Below are 14,324 nucleotides of genomic sequence, written 5' to 3'. Positions count from 1 at the left end.
ATTGCCTCCGGTGCTGACAGCGTACGCCAAGGCGGCGCTTCATTGCGGTTTCTCGAAGGGTTTGTCGAAGCTGATCTTGGGATCCTGCAGCGGGCCGTCGACGTCGTACTGCACGCTGGCGAAACGCGCCACCTTGTCGCCCAGCAGCTTGTCCACCACGAACAGTGCACCGCCGATGGCCGGCGCACCGACGATCAACGCCGCCAGCGGCAGGTTGTTGGTCACCGGCAGGGTCACCAGCAATTTGGCGTCGATGCGCTCGTTGCGCATGTCCAGGTTGCCATTGAGTTCCAGGTTGCTCGAGGGCCCTGTCAGGGTGATCGGCTCGTGCGTGACGAACACGCCATCGGTCGCCTGCAGGTTGCCCTTGACCCGGTCGTAGCTGAGGCCCTTGCCCAGCAGGTCGGAGAAATCCAGACGCAGGCGGCGGCCGATCGAATTGAAGTTGAGCAAGCCGAACACCCGCAAGGCCTGTGCCGAACCCTGCACCTCGACGAACTGGCCGCTGCGCAGCGACGGGTCGAGGTTGCCGGAGAACCGCTTGAGGGAGAACCACGCCGGCGAGCCCGGCCAGTTGCCATCGACATCCAACCGGAAGCGCTCGCTGGTGACGCTCGGCGCAAAATCCCAGGCCTTGAGTACCTGGCCAAGGTCCTCGCCGTGCAGGCGGCCCTTGTACCAGCTCTGGAGGTTGCCTGGCGTGCCGCGCCAGCCGGCGCTGCCACTGATCTTCAGCCCGCGCAGGTCGAGGTCGAGTTCGTCGAAGCGCACCCCCTGCGCCTCGGGCCGAACCTTCAGCGACCAGGCCCCCAGCACCTTGTCACCCCGCTGTACGCGGTCGATCCTGATATCCAGCGCCGGAATCTGCCGGGGGTCGACATTCGCCAGAGGGTCCGGGGCATCGGTGACGCTCGCAGCATCGGCGGCCGGAGCTGGCAGGCTGACATGCTGCAAGTCGACCTGGATGGGTACGCCCTCGGCGTCCGCCAGCACCACCCGCCCGCTCGCCAATGCGCTGTCGAGCTGCAGCGCCCAGCCCTGAGACTCTCGCTCGAGGCCGACGGCGAGCTGCTCGACTTCCTGGCCGAAGCCCTTGAAACGGCCGATATCCAGCTGGGCGCTGCGGAACAGGCGCTGGCTGTCAGCGTCCACCTTCAGCGGGTGATCCGCGATGAACTGCTTCCAGGCATCCAGGTCCAGCTCGGCCAGGCGACCACGCACACGCAGGCCCTGGCTGGTGGGCAGCCGGGCGGGCGCCCCGCCCAGCATCAGCTCGCCACGGCCCTCGGCCAGTGCCGTCGGCGGCGCCGCCAGGTTCAGGCTGGCCAGCCCGCGATAGTCGGCCCAGTAGCGGCGCTCCTTGCCGGACAGCGTCATGCGCCAGTCGGCATAGGCCTCCTGCTCGGCGCCCTTGCCGAAGGGCGCGGGCAGCGCCACATTCACCCCGAGCAGATTGGAATCGACGCGCAGCTGGCTGTCGTCGCCATCCAGCGTCAGGCGCAGGCGATAGGGCAGCAGGCCGCTGACAGGCAGCGCCTGCGGACCATTCAACCATTTGTTGAGAGTGTCGACCTGCACCTGCCCGCGCAGATCGAACAGGGTTCTGGCCTGACCGCGCGAGCCCTCGGCACTGATCTTGCCGCGCACCTGGCGCCCGAACACCTCGCCACGCACGTCGGGCGAGCTGAGGCCCGCCGCACTGTCGAAACGAAACGCGCCCTTCACCTTGCTCAGCTGCAGGTCCGGGTTGGGCAACTTGAGACGCGCGCCTTCGGTGGCGAAGTCCACTACCACGACCGGGGCATCCCCCTTGTGCAGCGGGATATCCAGCTTCAGGCGCCCGGCCAGCGGCCCCTCGCCCTGCCAGCCGGCGAAGATCTGCGAGGTGCCCAGAGGCGCCTCCTGCAGCAGCTTGATGGCATCGCTCAGGCTGCTCTGCACGTCGCCATCGAGGTACAGGTGCGGCGCCTTGCCGTCATGCAGCAGCGGGATGTTGGCGCTCACGTCCGTGACCTGACTGTCGAGCAGGCGCCCCTGCTGCAGGCGCACCCGCACGGCATCATCTTCGATCAGCACTTCGCCGGCGCCGTCACGCAGCGATGGCCAGCCAGGCTGGAAGGCCAGCTCGGCATCCCTGACCTTGAAGAACAGGCTGAGGCTGCGCGCCGCCAGCGGTGCACCCTTGTGCAACGAGCCCTGGTACTGGAAGTAGCCCTCCTCGACGTGGCCGGCACGAATCGCCGTTTTCAGCCAATGATCGAGTTCCGGGCTCATGCCGGGCGAGAGACTCGGCAGGTACTTCTCGGTGAAGGCCGCATCGCCGTCGCGCAGACCGACACGCAGGTCCATGTAGTCCTCGGCCTCGGGATCTCGCAGCAGGCGGATCAGCATGTCACCCGCAACCTGCCCTTCCTCGCCGTCGACACGCATGTAGGGGCTGTACAGGGTCAGGCCGGCTTCGCTCCAGTCCCAGCTCAGGCGGGCCTGGGCATGGCGATAGCGCCAGGGTTTGGGAAACAGTTCATTCAGGTGCAGGGCAAAGTTCTCGCTGTTCAGGCGCAACTCGCCTTTGAACAGGTTGCCGGAGACGCTGCCGCTGACATTTTCGGCAGCCGGCGCGCCGTGGTAGGCCTGGACGCCCACCTGCTGCAGATTGGCAGCGAAGCGCAGGCGCTCGGCACCCTGGTGCTGCGGGTAGTAGTCGAGCAACAGGTTGTTGACCACGCCGACGGGCGCCAGCGCGACCAGGGCGTCGTGGGCCGCGTCGGGCATGGGCGCCAGCGCCTGCACCAGCGGCGCCCAGGCCGCCAGGTCGAGACGGTCAGCCGTCAGCGCCCAGCGCTCGTCGGTCTCGCCGCCATCGAGTTGTTTCAGGTTCAGGTGCAACTCGCCGATGCGCTGCTCGCCATGGGTCATGGCCAGGGAGTCGATCTGCCCGCGCATGCCCTGCTCGTCGTGTTCGAAGAAGGCGTTGAAGGCCAGGTCCTTGAGGGTCACGGCTTCACGCTTGGCCCGACCGCCCACCAGCTCGGGCGCATGCAGGCGCAGCGCAGCTTTATCAAGGGCCAGCCCACGCCCTTGCAGCCAGAGTTCGCCACCGGCCTGCAGACGCTGCACCTGCCAGTCGCCCAGCAGCGACTTGGGCAACCACGTTGCCCAGTCACTCTGCGGCAGGCTCAGGTAGAGCTCGGACTCCGTCTCGCGCCAGGTCTCGGGCTGCATGCGCGTGCGCAGCCGCAGGGCGACCGGCTGGCCGTCGGGGAGCAGCAGGCGGCCGTCGAGGCGCTGCCGGCTGCTGCCGTAGCTCAGGCTCAGATTGACGTAGCTGAGCAGCAACGGTTCCTGATCGAGCGGCTGCAGCACCACGCGACTGTCGAACAGGCTGACCCGCCGCACCGCCTGCAACTGCCGCAACAGCTGCTCGACATCCATCTGCCGCTCGCCGCGCTGTGGCCAACCCTGCAGATGCCAGCGCCCTTCGCTGTCCTGCTGCAGGTTCAGCTGCAAACCGTCGAACTGCAGGTGGGCGATGCGGGGCTGGCGTGCCAGCAGGCTGGCCAGCACATCGGGCACCAGTTGTACGCGCTCCAGGCTCAGCCCGTCGTCCTCTGCGCCCAGGCGCACATCGTGCGCCAGCAGCACCGGGGAGAACCCCTGCCAGCGCCCTTCGAGCCGGCCGATACGTACGGGCACGCCCAGCTGCGCGCTGGCCTTGTCCTCCAGTTCGAGGCGGTACTCGGCCACCAGCGGCACCAGTTCGCGCCCCAGGCTGACGTACAGCGCCGCCAGCACCAGCAGCGCGGCAAGGACACCCAGCCCCCAGCGCAGCAAGGTGGTGAACAGGCGCACCAGGCCGTTCACCTCAGCGCTCGCGGCGCTCAGAGCAGCACCACATCGTACTGTTCCTGGGAATACATGGTTTCCACCTGGAACTTGATGGTGCGGCCGATGAAGGCTTCGAGATCGGCGACGTTGCCCGACTCTTCATCGAGCAGGCGGTCGACGACCTTCTGGTTCGCCAGCACCCGGTAGCTTTCCGCCTGGTAGGCCCGCGCCTCGCGCAGGATCTCGCGGAAGATTTCGTAGCAGATGGTCTCGGGAGTCTTCAACTTGCCGCGCCCCTGGCAGGCGCTGCACGGCTCGCAGAGAATCTGTTCGAGGCTCTCGCGGGTACGCTTGCGGGTCATCTGCACCAGGCCCAGCTCGGTGATGCCGATGATGTTGGTCTTGGCGTGATCGCGCTCCAGCTGCTTCTCCAGGGTGCGCAGCACCTGGCGCTGGTGCTCCTCGTCCTCCATGTCGATGAAGTCGATGATGATGATCCCGCCCAGGTTGCGCAGGCGCAGCTGGCGGGCGATGGCCGTGGCCGCTTCCAGGTTGGTCTTGAAGATGGTCTCTTCGAGGGTGCGATGGCCGACGAAGGCGCCGGTATTGACGTCAATGGTGCTCATCGCCTCGGCGGGGTCGACCACCAGATAGCCGCCGGACTTCAGCGGCACCTTGCGCTCGAGCGCCCGCTGGATCTCGTCTTCGACGCCATACAGGTCGAAGATCGGTCGCTCGCCGGGGTAATGTTCCAGGCGGTCGGCAATCTCCGGCATCAGCTCGGCGACGAACTGAGTGATCTTCTGGAAGGTCTCGCGCGAGTCCACGCGAATCTTCTCGGTTCGCGGGCTGACCAGGTCACGCAGCGTGCGCAGTGCCAGCGACAGGTCCTCGTAGATCACCGAGGGCGCCTTGGCGGTCTGCACCTGCGCGGAAATCTGATCCCACAGGCGCCGCAGGTAGCGAATGTCGATGAGGATCTCGTCGGCACCGGCCCCCTCGGCAGCCGTACGCAGAATGAAGCCGCCGGCCTCCTCGATTCCCTCGGCGGCCACGCAGTCGGCCACCACCTGCTTGAGACGGTCGCGCTCGGCTTCGTCCTCGATCTTCAGGGAAATGCCGACGTGGCTGGTGCGCGGCATGTACACCAGGTAGCGCGACGGAATCGACAGCTGAGTGGTCAGGCGCGCGCCCTTGCTGCCGATCGGGTCCTTGGTCACCTGCACCACCAGGCTCTGGCCTTCGTGCACCAGCGCGCTGATCGGCTCGATCGCGGCGCCCTCGCGGGTGGATATCTCCGAGGCATGGATGAACGCGGCACGTTCCAGGCCGATGTCGACGAAGGCCGCCTGCATGCCGGGCAGCACGCGCACCACCTTGCCCTTGTAGATGTTGCCGACGATGCCACGCTTCTGCGTACGCTCGACGTGCACTTCCTGCAGCACACCGTTTTCCACTACGGCCACACGCGATTCCATCGGCGTGATGTTGATCAGAATCTCTTCGCTCATGCATCCATCCTGGTGATCATGCCGGCCGGACCATAACGCCGCCCCGCGGACTCAAGCTTTCGGGAGTCGCTGGAAACGCCCTGCGTTTCTAGACGCCCCCTTGCGCCGGCAACTGCCAGCAGGCAATACCGAACTGGCCAAGCATCTCGGCAGTTTCGCACAGCGGCAACCCCACCACCGCCGAATAACTGCCCTGCACACGGTTGACGAACACCGCCGCCAGGCCCTGGATACCATAACTGCCGGCCTTGTCGCAGGGCTCGCCACTGGCCCAGTAGGCCGCGATCTCCGCCTCACCGAGGGTGCGGAAACTCACCTCGCTGGTCACCACCCGGGACGACTCCCGCCCGGTGCCCACCAGGGCGACTGCAGTCATGACCTGATGGCTGCGACCGGACAGGCTCAAGAGCATCTCGCGGGACTCGGCGAAGTCGGCCGGCTTGCCGAGAATGCGCCCATCCAGCACCACCGCCGTATCGGCCCCCAGGACCACAGCATCGGCCCGCTCGCCCAGGGCACGCAGCCCCGCACGCGCCTTTTCCAGCGCCAGGCGCTCTACATAGACTGCGGCAGGCTCGGCTGGCAACGGGGTTTCATCTATCGAGGCGATTTGCGTGACACATGGCACAGCGATCTGGGCCAGCAGTTCACGCCGACGGGGCGAAGCGGAGGCCAGGAACAGCTCGGCCATGCGGGTATCTCCGTTGGCGAACCGCGACCAGCCGTGCGGCGGGCCGCGCTCAGTTGACGTTGAGGCGCAGGTGCAGACCACGCAGGATGGCGCAGATCCACGGCCAGAGCAGGGCACTGACCAGCGCCGGCAGGATGAAGGCCAGGGTCGGCGGCCGACTGCCGGTCAGCGCATTGAGCCACAGCTGAACCAGCTGGGCCAGACCGAACACCACCATCAGCACCATGCTCTGCTGCCACATGGGGAACATGCGCAGACGCTGGTGCAGGCTCAGCACCAGGAAGGTGATCAACGTCAGGATCAGCGCGTTCTGCCCCAGCAACGTGCCGAACAGCACGTCCTGCGCCAGGCCCAGAACCCAGGCGGTGGTCATGCCGACACGGTGCGGCAGGGCCAGCACCCAGTAGGTCAGCACCAGCGCGACCCACAGCGGGCGGCCGATCTGCATGAACTCGGGCAACGGCGAAACACTGAGTAACAAACCCAGGGCGAGACTGAGCCAGATCACCCAGCCATTGCGAGGCTGCACGCCAACCATCAGTTCGTCTCCTCTGCGCCAGCGTCCGCAGCCGGCGTCTGCCCGTCCGCGGGTGCCTGCTCGCCCTGTCGCGCCTGCTCGGCCTCACGGTCGGCGGCTTCCTGCGCCACGGCGGAGTCGTTGGCGCGCTGTTCGGGGGTACGCCGGTCGGAAAACACCAGCAGCAGATAGCGGCTGCGATTGAGCGCCGCAGTGGGCACCGCGCGAACGATGGCGAACGGTTGGCCGGAGTCATGGATCACTTCCTTGACCGTGGCCACCGGATAGCCCGCCGGGAAGCGCTGGCCCATGCCGGAGCTGACCAGCAGATCGCCTTCCTTGATGTCCGCGGTATCCGCCACGTGGCGCAGCTCCAGGCGCTCGGGGTTGCCGGTGCCGACGGCAATGGCGCGCAGGCCGTTGCGATTGACCTGCACCGGAATGCTGTGGGTGTTGTCGGTGAGCAGCAGCACCCGCGAGGTGTAGGGCATGATCTCGACCACCTGGCCCATCAGGCCACGGGCATCGAGCACCGGCTGGCCGAGGAACACGCCGTCCTTCTCGCCCTTGTCGATGAGAATGCGGTGGGTATAGGGGTTGGGATCGACGCCGATCAGCTCGCTGACCAGCACTTCGTCATCCACCAGTGCGGCGGAGTTGAGCAATTCGCGCAGGCGCACGTTCTGCTCGGTGAGGGCCGCCAGCTTCTGCAGCCGGCGCTGCAGCAGCAGGGCCTCGGCCTTGAGCTTCTCGTTCTCGGCCATCAGCTCGCTGCGCGAGGAAATCTGCTGGGTCGCGCCATCCCAGGCCCGCACCGGCAGGTCCGCCAGCCAGTAGAACGGCGTCAGCACCAGGCCCATCTGACTGCGCACCGGCTTGAGCGCCTCGAAGCGGGCATCCACCACCATCAGCGCAGCCGACAGCACCGCCAGCACCAGCAGGCGGATGCCCAGCGAAGGACCTTTGGCGAAGAGCGGCTTAATGACCTGCTCCTTGTGCGCCACGAGGGCGGAAAGCGCGCGAATTCATGCGAAGGGCAAACCGATCTGGCGAAGGTTGAGGCGAGTGTACTGCAATGCTCGAATATGCGCGTGCCGCCCGGAGGCGGCACGACAGCGAGCCCCACGGCAGGCGCTTACTCGGTGGAGAGCAGGTCCATGGCGTGGCGATCCATCATTTCCAGCGCCTTGCCACCGCCACGGGCGACGCAGGTCAGCGGGTCTTCGGCGACGATCACCGGCAGGCCGGTTTCCTGGCTCAGCAGCTTGTCCAGGTCGCGCAGCAGTGCGCCACCACCGGTCAGCACCAGGCCGCGCTCGGCGATGTCCGAGGCCAGCTCGGGCGGCGATTGCTCCAGCGCGCTCTTCACCGCCTGGACGATGGTCGCCAGGGATTCCTGCAGCGCCTCGAGCACTTCGTTGGAGTTCAGGGTGAAGCTGCGCGGTACGCCCTCGGCCAGGTTGCGGCCGCGAACGTCGACTTCGCGAATCTCGCCGCCCGGGTAGGCGGTACCGATTTCCTGCTTGATGCGCTCGGCGGTGCCTTCACCGATCAGCGAGCCGTAGTTGCGGCGCACGTAGGTGATGATGGCTTCGTCGAAGCGGTCGCCGCCGACGCGGACGGACTCGGCATAGACCACGCCGTTGAGGGAGATCAGGGCGATCTCGGTGGTGCCGCCGCCGATGTCGACGACCATCGAGCCACGGGCTTCCTCTACCGGCAGGCCGGCACCGATGGCGGCGGCCATCGGCTCTTCGATCAGGAACACTTCACGGGCACCGGCGCCCAGGGCCGATTCACGGATGGCACGGCGCTCGACCTGGGTCGACTTGCACGGCACGCAGATCAGCACGCGCGGCGACGGCTGCAGGAAGCTGTTCTCGTGCACCTTGTTGATGAAGTACTGCAGCATCTTCTCGCAGACGCTGAAGTCGGCGATCACGCCATCCTTCATCGGCCGAATGGCGGAGATGTTGCCAGGCGTACGGCCGAGCATGCGCTTGGCCTCGGTGCCGACGGCCACGACACTCTTCTGGTTGCCGTGGGTGCGGATGGCGACCACGGACGGTTCATTCAGGACAATACCGCGCTCGCGCACATAAATAAGGGTATTGGCAGTTCCCAGGTCGATAGACAGATCACTGGAAAACATGCCACGCAGTTTCTTGAACATTAGGAAGGGACCCTAGGCAACGCGTGGGTAAAAAAGTGCGGCAAACTCTAACAACGGCAGGGATTTTGAGCAAGGCGGCAATATGGTAGATTGCCTGTTTTTCCGGGCCTTGTAGCTGCACATCGCGGCCTTTGACCGCCGGCTCGCGACATCCGTTCCCTACAGGCGACGCGGGATGCCCGAGCGCAGCAATTGGCAGACACCCGCCCCGTCACACTTCCACTGGAGACCCCCCAATGGCGCTTGAACGCTCCGAGGTGGAAAAAATCGCCCACCTGGCCCGCCTGGGCCTGAATGACGGCGATATTCCGCAAACCACCGAGACCCTGAACAACATCCTCGGCCTGATCGACCAGATGCAGGCCGTCGACACCCAGGGCATCGAACCCCTGGCCCACCCGCTGGAAGCCACCCAGCGCCTGCGCGCCGACGTGGCCACCGAGGGCAATCAGCGCGACGCCTACCAGGCCATCGCCCCGGCCGTGGAAAGCGGCCTGTACCTCGTGCCGAAAGTCATCGAATAAGGAAAGGGCTGACATGCATCAACTGACCCTGGCCGAGATCGCCAAGGGCCTCGAGGCCAAGCGATTCTCCGCCGAAGAACTGACCCGCAGCCTGCTGGCGCGCATCGAGCAGCTAGATCCGCAGCTCAACAGCTTCATCACCGTCACGCCCGAACAGGCGGTCGCCCAGGCCCAGGCCGCCGACGCCCGCCGTGCCGCTGGCGAGAACGGCGCCCTGCTCGGTGCGCCGATCGCGCACAAGGACCTGTTCTGCACCGAAGGCGTGCTGACCACCTGTGCCTCGAAGATCCTCACCGGCTTCAAGGCGCCGTACAACGCCACCGTGGTCGAGAAACTGGCCGCCGCCGGCGCTGTCACCCTCGGCAAGCTGAACATGGACGAATTCGCCATGGGCTCGGCCAACGAATCCAGCCACTACGGCCCGGTGAAGAACCCCTGGGACACCAGCCGTGTACCGGGCGGTTCCTCGGGCGGTTCGGCGGCTGCGGTCGCCGCACGCCTGCTGCCGGCCGCCACCGGCACCGACACTGGCGGCTCGATCCGCCAGCCGGCGGCGCTGACCAACCTCACCGGGATCAAGCCTACCTACGGCCGCGTCTCGCGCTGGGGCATGATCGCCTACGCCTCCAGCCTCGACCAGGGCGGCCCGCTGGCCCGCACCGCCGAAGACTGCGCGCTGCTGCTCGGCGCCATGGCCGGCTTCGATGCCAAGGACTCCACCTCGGTCGACCAGCCGGTGGATGACTACCTGGCCGCCCTCGCCCAGCCACTGGCCGGCCTGCGCATCGGCCTGCCGAAGGAATACTTCGGCGCCGGCCTCGACGCCCGTATCGGCGAGAAGGTGCTGGCCGTGGTCGAGGAGCTGAAGAAGCTCGGCGCCAGCGTCAAGGACATCAGCCTGCCCAACCTGCAGCATGCGATCCCGGCCTACTACGTGATCGCCCCGGCCGAGGCCAGTTCCAACCTGTCGCGTTTCGACGGTGTGCGCTTCGGCTACCGCTGCGAGAATCCGCTCAACCTCGAAGACCTGTACAAGCGTTCGCGCGGCGAAGGCTTCGGTGCGGAGGTGAAACGGCGCATCATGGTCGGCACCTATGCGCTGTCGGCCGGCTACTACGACGCCTACTACATCAAGGCGCAGCAGATCCGCCGCCTGATCAAGAACGACTTCGTCGCTGCCTTCAATGACGTCGACGTGATCCTCGGCCCGACCACGCCGAACCTGGCATGGAAACTCGGCGAAAAAGGTGGCGACCCGGTGTCGGCCTACCTCGAGGACATCTACACCATCACCGCCAACCTCGCCGGCATCCCCGGCCTGTCGATGCCAGCCGGCTTCGTCGATGGCCTGCCGGTGGGCGTGCAGCTGCTCGGCAACTACTTCCAGGAAGGTCGCCTGCTCAACATCGCGCATCAGTACCAGCAGGTGACTGACTGGCACAGCCAAGCACCGAGCGGCTTCTAGGCCATGGCGCAGCCATGCAGCCTTTTCCCCTCTCCCATTCATGGGAGAGGGTGGCGCGCAGCGCCGGGAGAGGGCTGGATGACGCCACACAGGATTGAGGAACACTAAAGATGCAATGGGAAACAGTGATCGGGCTGGAGATTCACGCTCAGCTCAGCACCCAATCGAAGATCTTCTCGGCCAGCGCCACCACTTTCGGCGCCGAGCCCAACACCCAGGCCAGCCTGGTTGACCTCGGCATGCCCGGCACCCTGCCGGTGCTCAATGCCGAAGCGGTGCGCATGGCCTGCATGTTCGGCCTGGCGATCGACGCCGAGATCGGCGAGCGCAACGTCTTCGCGCGCAAGAACTACTTCTACCCGGACCTGCCCAAGGGCTACCAGACCAGCCAGATGGATCACCCCATCGTCGGCAAGGGCCACCTGGACATCACCCTGGAAGACGGCACCGTCAAGCGCATCGGCATCACCCGCGCGCACCTGGAAGAAGACGCCGGCAAGAGCCTGCACGAAGACTTCCACGGCATGAGCGGTATCGACCTCAACCGCGCTGGCACGCCGCTGCTGGAAATCGTCTCCGAGCCGGACATCCGTTCGGCCAAGGAAGCGGTCGCCTATGTGAAGTCGATTCACGCCCTGGTGCGCTACCTCGGCATCTGCGACGGCAACATGGCCGAGGGCTCGCTGCGTTGCGACTGCAACGTGTCGGTACGCCCGAAAGGCCAGGAAGCCTTCGGCACCCGCGCCGAGATCAAGAACGTCAACTCCTTCCGCTTCATCGAGAAGGCCATCAACCACGAGATTCAGCGGCAGATCGAGCTGATCGAGGACGGTGGCAAGGTGGTACAGGAAACCCGCCTGTACGACCCGAACAAGGACGAGACGCGCTCCATGCGCGGCAAGGAAGAAGCCAACGACTACCGTTACTTCCCCTGCCCGGACCTGCTGCCGGTGGTGATCGAGCGCAGCTTCCTCGATGACCTGCGCGGCCAGCTGCCGGAACTGCCGGTGCAGAAGCGCGAGCGCTTCGAGAGCCAGTTCGCTCTGTCCGCCTACGACGCCAGCGTGCTGAGCGCCAGCCGCGAGCTGGCCGACTACTTCGAAGCGGTCGAGAAGACTTGCGGCGATGCCAAGCTGTCGGCCAACTGGGTGATGGGCGAGCTGTCCAGCCTGCTCAATAAAGAAGGCCTGGAGATCGAGCAGTCGCCGGTGTCCGCCGAGCAACTGGGCGGCATGATCCTGCGCATCAAGGACAACACCATCAGCGGCAAGATCGCCAAGATGGTCTTCGAAGCCCTGGCCGCCGGTGAAGGCGCCAGCGCCGACGAGGTGATCGAGAAGAAGGGCCTCAAGCAGGTCACCGACTCCGGCGCCATCGAGGCGATGCTCGACGAAGTGCTGGCGGCCAACGCCGAGCAGCTCGAGCAGTACCGTGCAGCGGACGAAGCCAAGCGCGGCAAGATGTTCGGCTTCTTCGTCGGCCAGGCCATGAAGGCCTCGAAAGGCAAGGCCAACCCGGGCCAAGTGAACGAACTGCTGAAGAAAAAGCTCGAAGGTTGAGCCTCGACCCACCGAAACGACGCCGGGCTTGCCCGGCGTCTTTCTATCTGGAGATACCGCGATGATGACCCGTAGCCCGGATGCAATCCGGGAGCCCGCAACGCCCAGGATTGCATCCGGGCTACAGACCTGCGCCTTGCTTGGCGCGCTGGTCCTGCTCGGCGGCTGCTCCACCTTCGGCGGTAGCGGCGGCAGCGAAACCGGCAAGGCCTCCTATTATGGCCAGGCGCACCATGGCAAGCGCACCGCCAGCGGCGAGCGTTTCGACCAGCACGCCCTGACCGCCGCGCATCGCACCCTGCCCTTCGGCACACGGGTACGCGTCACCAACCTGAACAACGAGCGCAGCGTGGTGGTGCGCATCAACGACCGCGGCCCGTTCGTGCGCGGGCGCATCATCGATCTCTCCCGCGCCGCCGCCGAGCGCCTGGACATGCTGCGTGCAGGCGTGGTGCCGGTTCGGCTTCAAGCGCTGGACTGACGAACAATTGGCAACAAATACCTTGCGTAATCTCTGGCGGCCACGGACGCCATCGCTACACTAGCCGCACTTTTTCGGAGCCTCCCTGTAATGACCCTGATGACTTTCGTCTACTTGATCGCCGGCCTGGTGTTGCTGGTCGCCGGCGCAGAAGTGCTGGTACGCGGCGCCGCCAAGCTGGCCGCGCAGTTCGGCATTCCCCCGCTGGTGATCGGCCTGACCGTGGTGGCCTTCGGCACCAGCGCCCCGGAGACGGCGGTCAGCGTGCAATCGGCCTTCAACGGCAGTGGCGACCTGGCGTTCGGCAACGTGATCGGCAGCAACATCGCCAACGTCCTGCTGATCCTCGGCGTGACCGCACTGATCGCCCCGCTGATCGTTTCGCGCCAGCTGATCCGCCTGGACGTGCCGATCATGATCGGCGCCAGCCTGGTGGTCTACGCACTCGCCTGGGACGGCCAGCTGAGCCGTCTCGATGGCGCCCTGCTGTTCGCGGGCGTGATCACCTACACCGTCTTCCTGATCTACAGCAGCCGCAAGGACAAGGGCGGCGAAGACGATGAGTTCGCCAAGGAATTCGGCCTCGACGAGCCGGCCAAGCCCTACGCCTGGGCCGTCAACCTCGGCCTGCTGCTCGCCGGCCTGGCGCTGCTGGTGGGCGGCTCCAACCTGCTGGTCGACGGCGCCGTGCAACTGGCCCGCGCCCTGGGCCTGTCGGAGCTGGTGATCGGCCTGACCGTGATCGCCATCGGCACCTCGCTGCCGGAACTGGCCACCTCGATCATCGCCGCCTTCAAGGGTGAGCGCGACATCGCCGTCGGCAACATCGTCGGCAGCAATATCTTCAACCTGCTGTGCGTCCTGGGCCTCGCCTCGCTGGTCTCGCCGAACGCCATCCCGGTGGCCGCCAACGCGCTGGCCTTCGACTTCCCGGTGATGATCGCCGTGGCCTTCGCCTGCCTGCCGATCTTCTTCAGCGGCTATCGCATCAACCGCTGGGAAGGCTTGCTGTTCGTCGCCTACTACGTGGCCTACACCCTCTATGTGGTGCTGTTCGCCACCGGCCGCCCATTCGCCCAGAGCTTCGGTGACGCAATGATCGGCTATGCGCTGCCACTGACCGCCATTACCCTGGTGATCATCGCCGGGCGTGCCTGGCACAAGCAACGCGGCCAGGAGATCTGAACATGAGCGAGAACCACGAGCGCGGCCTGCAGGTACGCCGCGAAGTCATGGGCGAGGCGTTCGTCGAGCGCGCCCAGGGCAATGCCACCGAGTTCAGCCAACCCCTGCAGGACTTCGTCAACGAACACGCCTGGGGCGGCGTGTGGACGCGCAGCGGCCTGCCACGCGCGACCCGCAGCCTGATCACCCTGGCCGCGCTGACCGCACTGAAGTGCCCGCAGGAGCTCAAGGGGCACGTGCGCGGCGCGCTGAACAACGGCTGCACCGTCGAGGAAATCCGCGAAACCCTGCTGCACTGTGCGGTCTATGCCGGCGTGCCGGCGAGCATCGATGCCTTCCGCGCCGCCCAGGAAGTGATCGACGACTATCAGCGCAACGCCTCGTAGGAGCCGC

General features: G+C 66.1%; 12 protein-coding genes. 6 read left to right on the top strand and 6 right to left on the bottom strand.

Annotated elements, in window-relative coordinates; translation table 11 throughout:
* Window positions 1–39 precede the first annotated feature (39 nt).
* The 6 genes from E4487_RS06720 to mreB form a co-directional block, all read right to left on the bottom strand.
* Window positions 40–3,861 carry a YhdP family protein gene (locus tag E4487_RS06720; protein ID WP_175252993.1) on the bottom strand — a complete coding sequence of 1,274 codons (3,822 nt, stop codon included), beginning with the start codon at window positions 3,859–3,861 and terminating at the stop codon, window positions 40–42.
* Between the two features lie 17 nt (window positions 3,862–3,878).
* Window positions 3,879–5,336, bottom strand: a complete 1,458-nt coding sequence (gene rng, locus E4487_RS06715) for a ribonuclease G (protein WP_037046445.1) — start codon at window positions 5,334–5,336, stop codon at window positions 3,879–3,881.
* Between the two features lie 88 nt (window positions 5,337–5,424).
* Window positions 5,425–6,027, bottom strand: a complete 603-nt coding sequence (locus E4487_RS06710; RefSeq protein ID WP_175252992.1) for a nucleoside triphosphate pyrophosphatase — start codon at window positions 6,025–6,027, stop codon at window positions 5,425–5,427.
* Window positions 6,028–6,076: 49 nt separating this feature from the next.
* A complete protein-coding gene (gene mreD, locus E4487_RS06705; protein WP_037046434.1) occupies window positions 6,077–6,565 on the bottom strand; it encodes a rod shape-determining protein MreD in 489 nt (162 codons plus the stop codon).
* Entirely contained in the window at window positions 6,565–7,479 is a 915-nt protein-coding gene (gene mreC / locus E4487_RS06700; protein ID WP_373921508.1) for a rod shape-determining protein MreC, read from the bottom strand. Before mreC ends, mreD begins: the two co-directional genes overlap by 1 nt.
* Window positions 7,480–7,679: 200 nt before the next feature.
* Entirely contained in the window at window positions 7,680–8,717 is a 1,038-nt protein-coding gene (gene mreB, locus E4487_RS06695) for a rod shape-determining protein MreB (protein ID WP_013714086.1), read from the bottom strand.
* 236 nt (window positions 8,718–8,953) lie between these two features.
* Here mreB and gatC point away from each other — a divergent pair, with 236 nt between their 5' ends.
* From gatC to E4487_RS06665, 6 genes are all read left to right on the top strand, one after another.
* Window positions 8,954–9,241 (top strand): Asp-tRNA(Asn)/Glu-tRNA(Gln) amidotransferase subunit GatC, encoded by a 288-nt coding sequence (gene gatC / locus E4487_RS06690; RefSeq protein ID WP_037046429.1) that lies wholly within the window; start codon window positions 8,954–8,956, stop codon window positions 9,239–9,241.
* Window positions 9,242–9,254: 13 nt separating this feature from the next.
* The gene (gatA, locus tag E4487_RS06685) at window positions 9,255–10,706 is read left to right on the top strand and encodes an Asp-tRNA(Asn)/Glu-tRNA(Gln) amidotransferase subunit GatA (protein ID WP_037046425.1); all 1,452 of its coding nucleotides are present in this window, start codon (window positions 9,255–9,257) and stop codon (window positions 10,704–10,706) included.
* A gap of 110 nt (window positions 10,707–10,816) precedes the next feature.
* On the top strand, window positions 10,817–12,265 hold the full coding sequence (gene gatB, locus E4487_RS06680) for an Asp-tRNA(Asn)/Glu-tRNA(Gln) amidotransferase subunit GatB (RefSeq protein ID WP_152487920.1): 1,449 nt from the start codon (window positions 10,817–10,819) through the stop codon (window positions 12,263–12,265).
* 61 nt (window positions 12,266–12,326) lie between these two features.
* Window positions 12,327–12,746 carry a septal ring lytic transglycosylase RlpA family protein gene (locus E4487_RS06675; protein ID WP_037046415.1) on the top strand — a complete coding sequence of 140 codons (420 nt, stop codon included), beginning with the start codon at window positions 12,327–12,329 and terminating at the stop codon, window positions 12,744–12,746.
* A 90-nt stretch (window positions 12,747–12,836) separates the two neighbouring features.
* Complete coding sequence (locus tag E4487_RS06670) at window positions 12,837–13,931, top strand: calcium/sodium antiporter (protein ID WP_175252991.1); 1,095 nt, start codon at window positions 12,837–12,839, stop codon at window positions 13,929–13,931.
* Between the two features lie 2 nt (window positions 13,932–13,933).
* Window positions 13,934–14,317, top strand: a complete 384-nt coding sequence (locus E4487_RS06665; protein ID WP_175252990.1) for a carboxymuconolactone decarboxylase family protein — start codon at window positions 13,934–13,936, stop codon at window positions 14,315–14,317.
* Window positions 14,318–14,324 lie beyond the last annotated feature (7 nt).

Origin of the sequence: Pseudomonas sp. BMW13 (genome assembly GCF_013357275.1) — a bacterium.
GTDB lineage: Bacteria > Pseudomonadota > Gammaproteobacteria > Pseudomonadales > Pseudomonadaceae > Aquipseudomonas > Aquipseudomonas khazarica.
Note: the sequence above shows the minus strand (reverse complement) of the source record. Positions and strands in the feature narration are given on the sequence as shown.

What these genes read in the sequence shown, in the direction of transcription:
- E4487_RS06675 (WP_037046415.1), top strand. Translation starts at nt 12,327, where the DNA reads ATGATGACCCGTAGCCCGGATGCAATCCGGGAGCCCGCAACGCCCAGG.
- mreB (WP_013714086.1), bottom strand. Translation starts at nt 8,717, where the DNA reads ATGTTCAAGAAACTGCGTGGCATGTTTTCCAGTGATCTGTCTATCGAC.
- gatA (WP_037046425.1), top strand. Translation starts at nt 9,255, where the DNA reads ATGCATCAACTGACCCTGGCCGAGATCGCCAAGGGCCTCGAGGCCAAG.
- E4487_RS06665 (WP_175252990.1), top strand. Translation starts at nt 13,934, where the DNA reads ATGAGCGAGAACCACGAGCGCGGCCTGCAGGTACGCCGCGAAGTCATG.
- mreD (WP_037046434.1), bottom strand. Translation starts at nt 6,565, where the DNA reads ATGGTTGGCGTGCAGCCTCGCAATGGCTGGGTGATCTGGCTCAGTCTC.
- rng (WP_037046445.1), bottom strand. Translation starts at nt 5,336, where the DNA reads ATGAGCGAAGAGATTCTGATCAACATCACGCCGATGGAATCGCGTGTG.
- E4487_RS06710 (WP_175252992.1), bottom strand. Translation starts at nt 6,027, where the DNA reads ATGGCCGAGCTGTTCCTGGCCTCCGCTTCGCCCCGTCGGCGTGAACTG.
- E4487_RS06670 (WP_175252991.1), top strand. Translation starts at nt 12,837, where the DNA reads ATGACCCTGATGACTTTCGTCTACTTGATCGCCGGCCTGGTGTTGCTG.
- gatB (WP_152487920.1), top strand. Translation starts at nt 10,817, where the DNA reads ATGCAATGGGAAACAGTGATCGGGCTGGAGATTCACGCTCAGCTCAGC.
- gatC (WP_037046429.1), top strand. Translation starts at nt 8,954, where the DNA reads ATGGCGCTTGAACGCTCCGAGGTGGAAAAAATCGCCCACCTGGCCCGC.